Source organism: Caulobacter sp. 17J80-11, assembly GCF_014349105.1.
Taxonomy (GTDB): domain Bacteria; phylum Pseudomonadota; class Alphaproteobacteria; order Caulobacterales; family Caulobacteraceae; genus 17J80-11.
Genome location: NZ_JACSJI010000003.1, coordinates 156962 through 169741, shown reverse-complemented (window position 1 = coordinate 169741; position 12780 = coordinate 156962). Strand labels below are relative to the sequence as shown.

12 protein-coding genes are annotated in these 12780 nt (G+C 69.8%); 2 read left to right on the top strand and 10 right to left on the bottom strand.

Translation table 11 applies throughout. The features are described from left to right. Position 1: 1 nt before the first annotated feature. The 9 genes from H8B08_RS04885 to H8B08_RS04845 form a co-directional block, all read right to left on the bottom strand. Positions 2 to 637 carry a DUF6173 family protein gene (locus H8B08_RS04885; protein ID WP_187449080.1) on the bottom strand — a complete coding sequence of 212 codons (636 nt, stop codon included), beginning with the start codon at positions 635 to 637 and terminating at the stop codon, positions 2 to 4. A gap of 51 nt (positions 638 to 688) precedes the next feature. Continuing rightward, entirely contained in the window at positions 689 to 1843 is a 1155-nt protein-coding gene (rodA, locus tag H8B08_RS04880) for a rod shape-determining protein RodA (RefSeq protein ID WP_187449079.1), read from the bottom strand. After that, entirely contained in the window at positions 1840 to 3876 is a 2037-nt protein-coding gene (gene mrdA / locus H8B08_RS04875; RefSeq protein ID WP_187449078.1) for a penicillin-binding protein 2, read from the bottom strand. Before mrdA ends, rodA begins: the two co-directional genes overlap by 4 nt. Then, positions 3873 to 4388, bottom strand: a complete 516-nt coding sequence (locus tag H8B08_RS04870; RefSeq protein ID WP_187449077.1) for a hypothetical protein — start codon at positions 4386 to 4388, stop codon at positions 3873 to 3875. The genes mrdA and H8B08_RS04870 overlap by 4 nt, the downstream gene beginning before the upstream one ends. Then, positions 4385 to 5488, bottom strand: a complete 1104-nt coding sequence (mreC, locus tag H8B08_RS04865) for a rod shape-determining protein MreC (RefSeq protein WP_187449076.1) — start codon at positions 5486 to 5488, stop codon at positions 4385 to 4387. The genes H8B08_RS04870 and mreC overlap by 4 nt, the downstream gene beginning before the upstream one ends. A gap of 60 nt (positions 5489 to 5548) precedes the next feature. After that, positions 5549 to 6592 carry a rod shape-determining protein gene (locus H8B08_RS04860; protein ID WP_163263387.1) on the bottom strand — a complete coding sequence of 348 codons (1044 nt, stop codon included), beginning with the start codon at positions 6590 to 6592 and terminating at the stop codon, positions 5549 to 5551. A 240-nt stretch (positions 6593 to 6832) separates the two neighbouring features. Then, positions 6833 to 7468: a glutathione S-transferase N-terminal domain-containing protein gene (locus H8B08_RS04855; RefSeq protein WP_187449075.1), complete on the bottom strand. Its 636-nt coding sequence runs from the start codon at positions 7466 to 7468 to the stop codon at positions 6833 to 6835. Positions 7469 to 7470: 2 nt separating this feature from the next. Further along, positions 7471 to 8193: a TVP38/TMEM64 family protein gene (locus H8B08_RS04850; RefSeq protein WP_187449074.1), complete on the bottom strand. Its 723-nt coding sequence runs from the start codon at positions 8191 to 8193 to the stop codon at positions 7471 to 7473. Positions 8194 to 8219: 26 nt separating this feature from the next. Next, the gene (locus H8B08_RS04845; RefSeq protein ID WP_187449073.1) at positions 8220 to 9281 is read right to left on the bottom strand and encodes a hypothetical protein; all 1062 of its coding nucleotides are present in this window, start codon (positions 9279 to 9281) and stop codon (positions 8220 to 8222) included. A gap of 79 nt (positions 9282 to 9360) precedes the next feature. Here H8B08_RS04845 and H8B08_RS04840 point away from each other — a divergent pair, with 79 nt between their 5' ends. Beyond that, positions 9361 to 10563 (top strand): pyridoxal phosphate-dependent aminotransferase, encoded by a 1203-nt coding sequence (locus tag H8B08_RS04840; protein WP_187449072.1) that lies wholly within the window; start codon positions 9361 to 9363, stop codon positions 10561 to 10563. After that, positions 10563 to 11618: a glycosyltransferase family 4 protein gene (locus tag H8B08_RS04835; protein ID WP_187449071.1), complete on the top strand. Its 1056-nt coding sequence runs from the start codon at positions 10563 to 10565 to the stop codon at positions 11616 to 11618. The genes H8B08_RS04840 and H8B08_RS04835 overlap by 1 nt, the downstream gene beginning before the upstream one ends. A gap of 123 nt (positions 11619 to 11741) precedes the next feature. Here the strand turns inward: H8B08_RS04835 and H8B08_RS04830 are convergent, their stop codons facing one another. Continuing rightward, positions 11742 to 12755, bottom strand: a complete 1014-nt coding sequence (locus H8B08_RS04830) for a polyprenyl synthetase family protein (RefSeq protein WP_187449070.1) — start codon at positions 12753 to 12755, stop codon at positions 11742 to 11744. Positions 12756 to 12780 lie beyond the last annotated feature (25 nt).

Here is a 12780-nt window from a genome sequence, read left to right as displayed (position 1 = left end):
GTCAGGGGCGTTCGCCTCTGCCCACGGGCGCCTTCCCCGGCCCGGCCTGCGCCTGACCGCCCGGCGGCGGGGCCGGCGCATTGTCGGCCGCCGCCTCCTCCATGCGCGAGCGGAGCGCAAAGCCGATGCGGCGGGCCGGCCTGGCCTCCTCCTCGCGCGGGAGGGCCGACAGCAGCACCGACAGCTGCTGATAGTGCTGGATCAGGCGAACGGCGCGACCGTGCTGGTTCTTGCCGTAGAACATGATCAGGTCCGGGCCCCAGAAGCCGATGTCGTCGACCCGGAAGGCCCCCTCGCCGGGCGCGCCGACGATGGTGGCGCCGATCTCCTCGTCGGCGCTGAGCTTGTTCTCGAAGTCCTCGATCATCCGGCACAGGCGCTCGAAGGTCCACTCGGCCGGATTGGCCTTGGCCTTCATGCCCGCGGCCATGACCTTGGCGTCCTCCGGCGAGGTCCAGGCGCTGATCGGCACGAGGGCCTGCGCTTCTTCGTCCGGCGTGGAGGCCGCCTTGGCGTCCGCCGGGGTAGCCGGCGGCGTGGAAGGCTCGCACGGGCCCAGCCCCTCGCCCGTGGGCGCTTCCGGCGAGGCTTCCACGGACAGGCGCAGGGCCAGCTTGCGAAGGTCGTGATCGTCCATGCCCCGGCAACCCTCGGAAGCCGAGGACGTTCCGGCGCGGCCGGGGCCTTCTTAGAAGAAGAACCCGCGGCCGCTCGGCAGTTCGAGATAGCGGTGCACCCGCGTCGACATCACCAGGCCGAAGCCGATCATCACGGTCAGCATGACGGTGCCGCCATAGGACAGCAGCGGCATGGGCACGCCCACGACCGGCGCCATGCCCATCACCATCGCGCCGTTGATCAGCACGTAGAGGGCGAAGGTGGCGGTCACGCCGGCCGCGCTCAGCCGGCCGAAGTGGCTGTGCGACAGGCTGGCGATGCGCAGCGCGATCAGGATGACGGCGGCGTAGAGCAGCAGCAGCGAGAAGCAGCCGACAAAGCCGAACTCCTCCGCCAGGGCGGCGAAAATGAAGTCGGTCTGCTTTTCCGGCAGGAACTCGAGCTGGCTTTGCGAGCCCAGAATGTAGCCCTTGCCCAGCGGTCCGCCCGAGCCGATCGAAATGGTCGACTGCATGATGTGGTAGCCGGACCCCGACGGGTCGGACTCCGGGTCCAGGAAGGTCAGGATCCGCTTCCGCTGGTAGTCGTGCATGACGAACATGACGAACGGCGGGACGGCGGCGGCGAGGCCGGCGACGCCGGTGAAGATGATCTTCCAGCTCAGCCCGGCCATGAACATCACCGCAGCCCCGGTGAGCGCGATCAGCATGGCGGTGCCGAGGTCGGGCTGGTGCGCGACCAGCAGCACGGGAGCGCCGATCATGGCCGCGGGGATCAGCAGCTTGAAGGAGAACGACGCGTCCTTGGCCGAGGCCCCGTGGTAGAAGCGCGCCAGGGCCAGCACGATGCCGATCTTCATGATCTCGGACGGCTGGATGCGGGTGAAGCCCAGGTTCAGCCAGCGGGTCGCGCCCATGGCGGTGTAGCCGAACAGCTCCACGCAGATCAGCAGGACCAGGCCGATGGCGTAGACCGGATAGGCCGACGCCATCCACACCCGCAGGTCCACCAGCCCCAGCGCGATCATCAGGGCGAAGCAGAGGCTGAAGCGGATCAGGTGGTTGGCGGCCCAGGGCTCCCACGAGCCGCCGGCCACCGAATAGAGCATCATCGAGCCGGCGCCGGCGATGGCGAACAGCAGGCCGGCGAAGCGCCAGTCGATCTCGCTGAACTTGACCGAAAGGCGGTCCCGCTCGCCGGGACGCGTCAGGGCGGAGGCGGTCACGTGGGCGCTCCTTGGGGCGTTCCTTGCGGCGTTCCTTGCGGCGCGGGCGCCGTGGGTTCCGAGCCGATGAAGCTGTCCGGCTCGTCCTGCGGCGCGCCGGTGTCGACCGGAGCGGCGGGCTCGACGTAGGGCTGTTCGATGCGCTTTCGGATCTCGGGATCCTTCAGCAGCACCACCTTCATGATCTCCCGCGCGCGCGGCGCGGCGTCGGCGGCGCCGCCGGCCGGGGCGTGCTGGATCAGCAGCGAGATGGCGTAGCGCGGGTCGTCGTAGGGCGCGAAGGCCACGAACCAGGCGTGGTCGCGCAGCTGCCAGTTGGCGTTGCGGGGGCCGCGTGATTCACCGGACTTGTAGTTGCGGGCCTGGGCCGTGCCGGTCTTGCCGGCCATCTGGATGGGCCCGAGGCCCAGCTGGCTGGCGCGATAGGCGGTGCCGGTGACGTCGTTGGCCACCGCGGCCATGCCGCCGCGGACAATCTCCAGGTGCTCGTGCGGGAACGGCAGGTCCGGCGCCTCGGCCCCGGACGGCTGCTCCACCCCGCCGATCGACTTGATCAGGCGCGGCCGGATGGCCTTCTTGGTGTTGGCCAGGCGGGCGGTCATCACGCACAGCTGCAGCGGGTTCACCGCCAGCGCGCCCTGGCCGATGGCGTAGCTGGGCGTCTCGCCCGGCCACCAGCGCCGCGCGTCCGGATTGGACGCCTTCTTGAAGTATTCCTTCTTCCACGCGGTCGAAGGAACGATGCCCTTCTTCTGGCCGGAGATGCCGATGTCGAAGGTGTCGCCCAGGCCGAACGCCTTGGCCACCTCGGCCAGGCGGTCCGGGCCGATCTCCAGCGACATGGTGTAGAAGTAGGTGTCGCAGGAGTTCTTGATGGCGTCGTGCAGGTCCTGCGAGCCGTGGCCGCCCTTCTTCCAGCAGCGGAAGGTGCGCCCGCCGAAGCTCCAGCCGCCCGAGCAGTGGACGCGGCGCTTGGGGTCGATGCCCGCCTGCAGGGCGGCCAGGCCGGTCATCGTCTTGAAGGTCGAACCCGGCGGGAAGGTGCCGGACAGAGCCTTGTCGAGCAGCGGCTTGCGCTCGTAGTCGGCCAGCGCGCGATAGACCTTGGACGGAACGCCGCCGACGAACAGGTTGGCGTCGAAGGCCGGGGCCGACATCAGGCACAGCAGGTCGCCGGTGCGGATGTCCATGACCACGCAGGCGCCGGATTCCTCGCCGAACACCTCCAGCGCCCGGTTCTGCACGTCGGCGTCGAGGGTGAGCACGACCTCCTTGCCGGGGACCGCCGGCCGGGAGCCTTCATTATCCTCGCCGACCACCCGGCCGCGCGCGTCCACCTCGACCTTCTGGCCGCCTGGAACACCGCGCAGGTCCTCGTCCAGCGCCTTCTCGATGCCCTGCTTCCCGATGCGGAAACCGGGGTTGAACAGGATCGGGTCCGGCGTCTTGCCGCCTTCCCTAGCCTTCTGGACGTCCTTGTCGGACACCTTGGCGACGTAGCCGATGACGTGGGCGAAGGCGCCGCCGTACGGGTAGAAGCGCGCCTCGTTCATGTCGGCCATGACGCCGGGCAGTTCGGAGACGTGCAGGTTGACCCGCGCGAACTCCTCCCAGGTCAGGTCGTTCGCCACCGGCACCGGGGCGAAACGCGGGCTCTGGTTGATGTCGCGGATCATCGAGCGGCGGCGGTTGGCCGTCTCGGGCACCAGCTTCTCGACGGCGTCGAGCGTGGCGTCCAGATCCTTGGTCTCGTCGCGCACCACCAGCAGGCGGAAGCTCGGCCGGTTGCCGGCCAGCACCACGCCGTTGCGGTCCAGGATGCGGCCGCGCGGCGGCGGCACCAGGCGGAAGTTGAACTGGTTTTCCGCCGACATGGTCTGGTAGCGGCCGGTCTGCACCAGCTGCAGCTGGCCCAGGCGCGCGCCGAGCGCGAGGATGCCCGCGCTGGTCAGCCCGCCCATCAGCATGGCGCGGCGCAGGAACCCGCCCTGACGTTCGTTGACGTCGGAGAAGAAGATCGCCGGTTCGCTCATCGGAAGCGCACGTCCCCGTCGTCGAAGCGCTCGATCAGATTATTGGCCAGTGGAAACAGCAGGACCGTCACCAGCACCTGGAAGAAGGCGCCGACCAGGCTGGGCGCGGCCTTCACGTCCATGGCCGTGAACACGTAGCCCAGCGCGTAGGCCAGGATGGTGGCCCCGACGTACCAGCCCAGCAGGGCCCGCACGTCCTGGCCCACGATCAGCGGCCGGGCGAACAGGATCACCCCATAGGCGCACAGCAGGCTCAGCGCCCACAGCCCCATGGGTCCGCCCCACAGCAGGTCGAGGAACAGGCCGACCACCAGCAGCACCGCCGGGGCCAGCATGGACGGCCGGATCAGCGGCCAGGCGAAGGCCAGGACCATCGGAAAGATCGGCTCCGGCAGGGGGAGCCTGAACAGCCGCACCGGGGTGGCGAACACCAGGGTGGCGGCGACGACGGCGAGCGCGGGGTACCCGATCCAATGAAGCGGCCCCACGACGCGGACCGCGCGCCCCCTCATGGCCGGCCCCCGTTGCCTTGAGTCGGTGCGGCGGCGGCGGGCGCCGCGGGCTTGGGCGGCGTGGCGGTCGGCTGCGCGGCCGTGGCGGCCGGACGCGGCGTGGCCAGGGTCACGGCCGGCGGCTGGGCCGCGGCGACGGCGCCCGGGTGGGGCGTCGGGTGCAGGGCCTCGATGCGGGCCGCCAGTTCCGGCGACGGCGGCGGCGCGGCCTTGTTCAGCGCGGTCAGCGGCGGAGCGTTCAGCGCCTCCGGGTTGACCAGCTGGGCGAAGTCTTCGAACAGCAGCACCCGCACGAAGTCCACGGCGCCGCGGTCGGAATAGAGTTTCACGCGCCAGGAGCCGTCCAGGCCCTTGGCCGCGACACCGATCGGCAGGCCGCGGGGGAACACGCCGCCGTCGCCTGAGCTGAGGATCTGGTCGCCGGCCTTCACCGCGTCCTTGCCGCGGATGAACTCCAGCTTGGGATTGCCGCTGCCGTCGCCGACCAGGATGGCGCGCGCGTCGGTGCGGTTGACCAGCACCGGCGTGCGGCTGGCCACGTCGGTCAGCAGCAGCACGCGGCTGACCGAGGCGGTGGCGCCGACCACACGGCCGACCAGGCCGTGCTCGTTGATCACCGGGTTGCCGACCTTGATGCCCTTGCGCGAGCCGGAGTCGATCAGGCGGGCGTTGACGAACGGGCCGCGAGATTCCGACACGGCGCGCGCGGTCACCATCGGGACCGGCGGCTCGGTGCGGATCTGCAGCATCGACTCGTAACGGGAGTTGATGTTCTTCAGCGCCACGGCGGCGTCGCGCCACGCCTCGAGCTCAGCCACCTGCTTCTTGAGGCGACGGTTCTCGCTGACGGCGAAGAAGTAGTCGTCGACCCAGTCGGACGCCTGGCCGACCCAGCGCACCGGGTGGGCGAACATGCCGTTGGCCGGCGCCGCGATGGCGTCGAACGCGCCGCGCGCGCCGTAGGCCTTGGCGTCCAGTTGCTCACGCTTGTCGTTGAGCAGCAGCAGGAGCGCACCGGCTCCCGCGAGTATGAGGGCGACCGCCGCCGTCCAGGTCAGCGGCACCTTCAGATTCTCGAACGGTCCGTCTCGGAAAGACAACGCCGTCGCCCCCTTTTAACCCTGTCTCGTCCCGACCTTCTGTCCGGACATGATGTCATCTTAGGGGAGAGTCGCGTCCAAAACGCCCTTCATCCACCGCGGATGCTCGAGCACCTTGCCGCACCCGATCGCGACGCAGGACAGCGGATCGTCGGCGACCGACACCGGCAGGCCGGTCTGGTCGCGGATCTCGGCGTCCAGGCCGCGCAGCAGCGCGCCGCCGCCGGTCAGCATGATGCCCTTGTCGGCGATGTCGGCGGCCAGCTCCGGCGGAGTGGCTTCCAGCGCGACCTTCACCGCTTCGATGATCTGCGACACCGGCTCGGCCAGCGCTTCGGCGGCCTGGCGCTCGGAGATGCGCACTTCGCGCGGCACGCCCTGCATCAGGTCGCGGCCCTTGACCTCGATCGACAGGCCTTCGCCGTCGTGCGGGACGCGGGCGGTGCCGATGTCCTTCTTGATGCGCTCGGCGGTGGTCTCGCCGATCAGCAGGTTATGGTTGCGGCGCATGTAGGAGATGATGCTGTCGTCCATCTTGTCGCCGCCCACGCGCACCGAGCGCGAGTAGACGATGCCGGACAGGGACAGAACCGCCACCTCGGTGGTGCCGCCGCCGATGTCGACGACCATCGAGCCGGTCGGCTCGTGGATCGGCAGGCCGGCGCCGATCGCGGCGGCCATCGGCTCGTCGATCAGGCCGACGCGGCGGGCCGAGGCGTTCAGGCACGAATCGTTGATGGCGCGGCGCTCGACGGCGGTGGCGCCGGAGGGCACGCACACGATCACCTTCGGGTTCACGAAGCTCTTGCGGTTGTGAACCTTGCGGATGAAGTGCTTGATCATCTCCTCGGCGACTTCGAAGTCGGCGATGACGCCGTCGCGCATGGGGCGGATCGCCTCCATGTGACCCGGGGTGCGGCCCAGCATCTGCTTGGCCTCGATGCCCACGGCGTGAACGACCTTGCGGCCGCCGACGTTACGAAGAGCGACGACGGACGGCTCGTTCAGCACGATGCCCTTGCCCTTCATGTAGATGAGGGTGTTGGCCGTGCCGAGATCGATCGCGATGTCGTTCGAGATCATGCCGAACAGGGGCTGGAGCATGGGCGTACGGGACCCGTCGATGATGCGGACCTGAGGAACGAACCCTTCGGCGACGCCCCGTCACGCGATCCCCTTCGCGCAACGATTCTTGTGTTTTTCGCCGTCGGACGAAGGTTCGTGTGCCCTGCCCCGTGGGCGATTTCAAGAGCCAAGACGCCGGGGAAGGTGCGACTTACACGACATTGTCAACGGCGAAGCTGCAGCCGCTTGTCCGAATTGGAAAAACGGCGGCCTTCGAACTCAGCCGAAGACGATTTCCTCCGCCTCGAAAGCGCGCGCCACGGCCGGGCGGGTCAGGGTCCGCTCAGTGTGCTCGGCGATCCTCGGGAAGCCGGACATGTCGGCCCCCACCCGCTTGGCCCAGCGGGCCATGGTCAGCAGGTAGGGATCGGAGGTGGTGTAGCCTTCGCCGTGCACCCAGGGGCCGCCGCTGGCCTCCAGCTGGGCCTCCACGAAGGCGAAGCCCTGCGCCAGCGCGGTCGGGAAGTATTGCGCCATCGCCTCGGCCGCCGCCGTGCCTTGCGCGAAGCGCGCGGGCCGGAAGTGGGTGGCGAAGGTGATGTGCAGGGTCGAGGACAGGTAGGCGTTGAACGAATTGACCTGGGCCGCCGCCCACGGGTCGGCCGGCGACAGCTGCGCCTGCGGCCAGGTCTGGGCGATCCAGGCCAGGATGGCCGGCGCCTCGGTGAGGGTCCCGCGCTCGGTGACCAGCAGCGGCACCCGCCCCTTCGGATTGAGCGCCAGGTATTCGGGCCGGCGCTGCTCGGCCTTGTGCAGGTCCACGCGCACCAGCTCCACCTCGGCCCCGGCTTCCAGCAGGGCGATGTGCGGGGCCAGCGAACAGGCGCCCGGGGCGTAGAACAGCTTCGGCTTCACGATCAGACCTCGTCTTGGGACGTGCGCGGCGCGCGGCGGCGCAGGATTTCGCGAGCGATCAGCATGATCGCCAGCCACGCCAGGCCGATCCCCGCGAGGATGGCCGAACTCCACACCCCGTCGCCGGCCACCGCGGTCATGAACGAGCCGCCGAAGAAGGCCACCAGCGCGGTCTTGGGCAGCACGCCCAGCGCGCAGCCGGCCAGGAACTGCCAGAACGAGGCGCGCGAGACCCCGAAGGCCATGTTGACCACGATGAAGGGGGCCGAAGGCACGTTGCGGATGATGAATGAGCCGGTGAAGGCGTTCTTGCCGACATAACTGGACATGCGGTTCAGCACGCCGCCGCCGAACCGCTCCAGCGACCTGGCGCCCGCCACCCGGCCGACCCAGAAGGTCGCGGCGGCCGAAACCACGGTGGCGACCCAGCTGTAGAGGAAGCCCAGCCACGGCCCGAAGGCGACCACGCAGGCGGCGATCAGAACGAACTGCGGCGCGCCGATGAAGGCCGAGGCGGTGAACAGGAAGATCACCACCGGCAGGCCCCACGGCCCGTCCGCGAAGCCCTGCAGCCAGGCCTCCAGCTCGCGCTCGGTGTCGCCGCCCATGAAGCTGCGGCCGATCATGAACACCACGGCCATGGCCGCGAAAAGCCCGACGGTCACCCCGATCGCGCGCCAGGCGCGCCGGTCCATGCTGGTCAGAAAGGTCCAGAGCTGGTTCATCAGGCTGCGCATATAGCCGGGCAGGCTCAGTTCACAATCCGAAAGGGCTGGACGGCCCAGCGACTAATCCGCCAAGCGCCGTCCGAGTCGCGGATCCAGGTCTGGGTGTAGTCGGCCGAAAACTCGTCGGAGGACTTCGGGTCGTCCGCACTCGGACGTTCTACGTAGAGCTCGCCCTTGATCACGACCCTGCCCGCCGCCACGCCGTCGACCCGCTCGTAATACGCCTCGGCGTCCTGGCTCCGCGTCATCTCTGACCAGGGCTTCGCCACCTGTTCCCGCCCGAGCGCCGGCGCCTGATCCGGCCAGCGCACTTCCGCATCGGCCGTGAAGAGGTCGGCGACCTGCCCCGGATCGGCGGCGTCGGCCTCGTCGAAAGGCTGGCTGTGGAAACGGTTCATCACCGAGACCGCATCTGTTTCACGTCCATAGAGGTAGGCGCAGGCCTCGAGCGCGGCGAAGGGGCGGTCATGCTCGATATCGAGCAAGTCACACGGCGACAGACGCGAGCGCGCGAGCTGAGCCAAAGTCTCCACGTGCTCAATGAGCGGGTCGTCGCCGCACGCAGTTCGAAACCGGCGGCTGACGCGGCCATCGGAAACCGCTTCGATCAAATAGGTCCAATAATCGGTGCAAAGCACCATCTCGACGGTGCCATCCGGCAATTCGGTTTCGACGTTCGTGTCGTCGCCACGGCTCGGAGCCGTATGAACCGCCCTGAGCGCAGCGTCTGCGACCTCCCAATCTGTGAGGGAAACCTGGCCCGAACGCGCGTGCCCGTAATCGGGATCGCCGGGATAGGCGTAAACGCGCCGGTCGTTCAGCCGCCTTGAGAAAGCCACCACCGGCTTTTCATGGCCGAAGCCGTCCACGACGAAGACGCGGATCAGGGCGTCGCCGCGACGGCTCCAGTCCTCGGCCGCTTTTAGCCCGTGCGCGTCGAGCGCCTCGCTGAGCTGGGCGCCGCACCAGTCCCACCGGGTGTCGACGCAGCCGTCTTCCGGCTCGGCCCGAGCGACCTGCGGCGTCGCCGCGCAGACCAGCGCGGCGGCCGTCATCGCGATCAGCGTAAAAATCCGTGCGTGCATTCCCCTACGGCGCCCCCTCGGCTCAGATTGCACCGTTCCCGCGCGGGGCGTAAACAGCCGAGGTCCCCCGGGAGGCCCCATGTCGATTGAATCCGCCGCGCTTCGGCGCGTGAAGCCGTCGCCGACCATCGCCGTCACGCAGAAAGCCCGCGAATTGAAGCGTTCGGGCCGCGACGTGATCTCGCTGGGCGCGGGCGAGCCGGACTTCGACACGCCGGAGAACGTCAAGGAAGCGGCGATCGCCGCCATCCGCCGCGGCGAGACCAAGTACACCGACGTCGACGGCATTCCCGAGCTGAAGCAGGCCATCGTCGCCAAGTTCAAGCGGGAGAACGGCCTCGACTACAAGGTCTCGGAGATCAACGTCTCCCCGGGCGGCAAGACCGTGCTGTTCAACGCCTTCATGGCCACCCTGTCGGCCGGCGACGAGGTGATCGTGCCGGCCCCCTACTGGGTCTCGTATCCGGACATGGTGCTGCTGGCCGGCGGCGAGCCGGTGATCGTGCCGGCCGGGCCGGAGACCAACTTCAAGCTGACGCCGCAGGCCCTGGCCGAGGCGATCACGCCCAAGACCAAGTGGCTGATCCTCAACTCGCCGTCCAACCCGACCGGCGCGGCCTACACCCGTGAGGAGCTGGCGGCCCTCGGCGAGGTGCTGAAGCGCCACAGCCACGTCTGGGTGCTGACCGACGACATGTACGAGCACCTGGTGTTCGGCGACTTCAAGTTCACCACCATCCTTCAGGCCACGCCGGAGCTGCGCGACCGCACCCTGACCATGAACGGGGTGTCGAAGGCCTACGCCATGACCGGCTGGCGCATCGGCTACGCCGGCGGCCCCGAGCCGCTGATCAAGGCCATGGCCAAGGTGATGAGCCAGTCTACCTCGAACGCCTGCTCGGTCGCCCAGTGGGCCGCGGTCGAGGCGCTGAACGGTCCCCAGGACTTCATCCCGCGCCAGGCCAAGGTGTTCGAGGGCCGCCGCGACCTGGTGGTGTCCATGCTCAACCAGGCCAAGGGCATCAAGTGCGCCACGCCCGAAGGCGCCTTCTACGTCTACCCGTCGATCAAGGATCTGATCGGGACCAAGACCCCTGACGGCGCGGTGATCAAGGACGACGAGGCCTTCGCCGCCGAGCTGCTGCAGGCCGAGGGCGTGGCGGTGGTGCACGGGGCGGCCTTCGGCCTGTCGCCGTTCTTCCGCATCTCCTACGCCACCTCCAACGACATCCTCGAAGACGCCTGCGGGCGCATCCAGCGGTTCTGCGCGAGCCTGACCTGATGCTTCCGGCCCTGCTCGCGGCGCTCGCGGCGGCAGGGCTGGCGGGCGCGTTGGCCTGGTGCGGCCCGGTCGACCGGCCGGACCGGCGCCACGCGCATGGGCGTCCGACCCCGACCAGCGGGGGCCTCGCCCTGATCGCCGCGACCGTGCTGGGCGTGGTCGCCCTGCTGCCCGGGGCGGGCGCGACCACGCGCGATCTGGCCCTGCTGCTGGGCCTGGCCGGCGCGCTGGGCCTCTACGGCGCGGCCGACGACGTCTGGGACTTTCCCGCCACCCACAAGCTGCTGGCGCAGGTGCTGCTGGCCCTGGCCTTCTCCCTGTGGGTCGCCCGCATCGACGTGCTGCCGCTGGCGCCGGGGCTGCGGTTGGATCTGCCGGCCGTGGTCGCCGTCGGCCTGACGACCGCCTGGCTGGTGGTGGTGGGCAACGCGGTCAACTTCATGGACGGCTCCAACGGCCTGGTGGTCGGCGCCAACGTGCTGACCCTGGCGGGCCTCGGCGCGCTGGCCGCGCTCACCGGCGCAAACCCCTTGCTGGCCGGCGCGTGCGCGGTCGCCGCGGCCGCCGGACTGGGCTTCCTGCCCTGGAATTTTCCGGGGGCGCGGCTTTTCCAGGGCGACGCCGGCTCGCAGTTCTCCGGCTTCCTGATCGGCGGCCTGGCGGTGCTGCTGGCCGGGCGCGAGCCGACCGCGCCTCTGTTCGCCGCGGTCGCCGCCCTGCCGATCCTGACCGACGTGCTGCTGACCCTGGTGGACCGCACGCGCCGCAAGCGCCCGCTGTTCCACGCGCACCGCGAGCACGTCTACCAGCTGTGGCTGGACCACACCGGCAAGGGCCACGCGGCTCTGGCCTGGCGGTTCTGGGCGTTGACCGGAGCGGCGATCGGACTGGGCTTCGCCATCCACCGCGCGCCGGAAGGCTGGCGCTTCGGCCTCAGCCTGGCGGCGGCGGGCGCTGGATGCCTGCTGTGGGGCGTGCTGCGCCGGCAGGCGCCAATCTCCCCTTCTCCCCTTGCGGGAGAAGGTGGCGCGCGAAGCGCGTCGGATGAGGGGTGACGGCGGGGCGTTTGCAAGCAGAGCGGGACAGCGCCTTCGCCCGGATGCGTGGCGCTTGCACCCCTCATCCGGCCGGCTCCGCCAGCCACCTTCTCCCGCAAGGGGAGAAGGATATTTGGCTGCTTAAGCCCGGCGGCTGACCGCGAAGTCGGCCAGGCCTTCCAGGGCGTGGCGCCATTCCCCGGCCGGGAACACCTCCAGCGCCGCCTTGGCGGCGTCGGCGTATGACCCGGCCAGGTCGAGGGTCGCCTGCAGGGCGCCGCAGCCGACGATGATCTCGCGAGCCCGGCGGAAGTCGGCCTCGGTTTGGTCGCCCGGGTGGCCCATGGCCTTTTCCCAGAAAGCGTCCTCGCGCCCCGCGGTGCGGGCGATGGCCAGCAGCAGCGGCAGCGTCGCCTTACCCTCGCGGAAGTCGTCGCCGGCGTTCTTGCCCAGGGCCTCGGTCGTGCCGCCGTAGTCCAGCGCGTCGTCGACCAGCTGGAAGGCCATGCCCAGGTTCATGCCGTAGGCGCGCAGCGCCTGGATGCGGGCTTCCGGCGCGCCGGCCGCCACCGCGCCCGATTCGGCCGCGGCCGCGAACAGCTCGGCGGTCTTGGCCCCGATGATCTCCAGGTAGACGTCCTGCGTCAGCTTCAGGTCGTGGGCGCGCGTCAGCTGCAGCACCTCGCCCTCGGCGATCACGCTGGAAGCGCGCGAGAGGATGCCGAGCGCGCGGATCGAGTCGGTCTCGACCATCAGCTCGAAGGCGCGGGCGAACAGGTAGTCGCCGACCAGCACGCTCGACGCCGCGCCCCAGATCAGGTGGGCGGCGACCTTGCCGCGGCGCAGCTGAGAGCCGTCGACCACGTCGTCGTGCAGCAGGGTGGCGGTGTGGATGAACTCCACAGCCGCTGCCAACCTGTGGTGCGCGCCGCCCTCGATGCCGGCCAGCCGCGCGGCGGCCACGGTCAGCAAGGGGCGCAGGCGCTTGCCGCCGGCCGCGATCAGATGCTCGGCCAGGGCGGGAATCACCGCTACGGGGCTTTGCATGCGCTCGACGATCAGCGCGTCCACCGCGGCCATGTCGGCCACGGCGAGCCGGATCAGGCTCTCGACGTCGCCCGAGGGGCGCGCGACGGAGGCGGTTGCTGCGTCCAACGCTCAAACTCCAGAAAAACGGCCG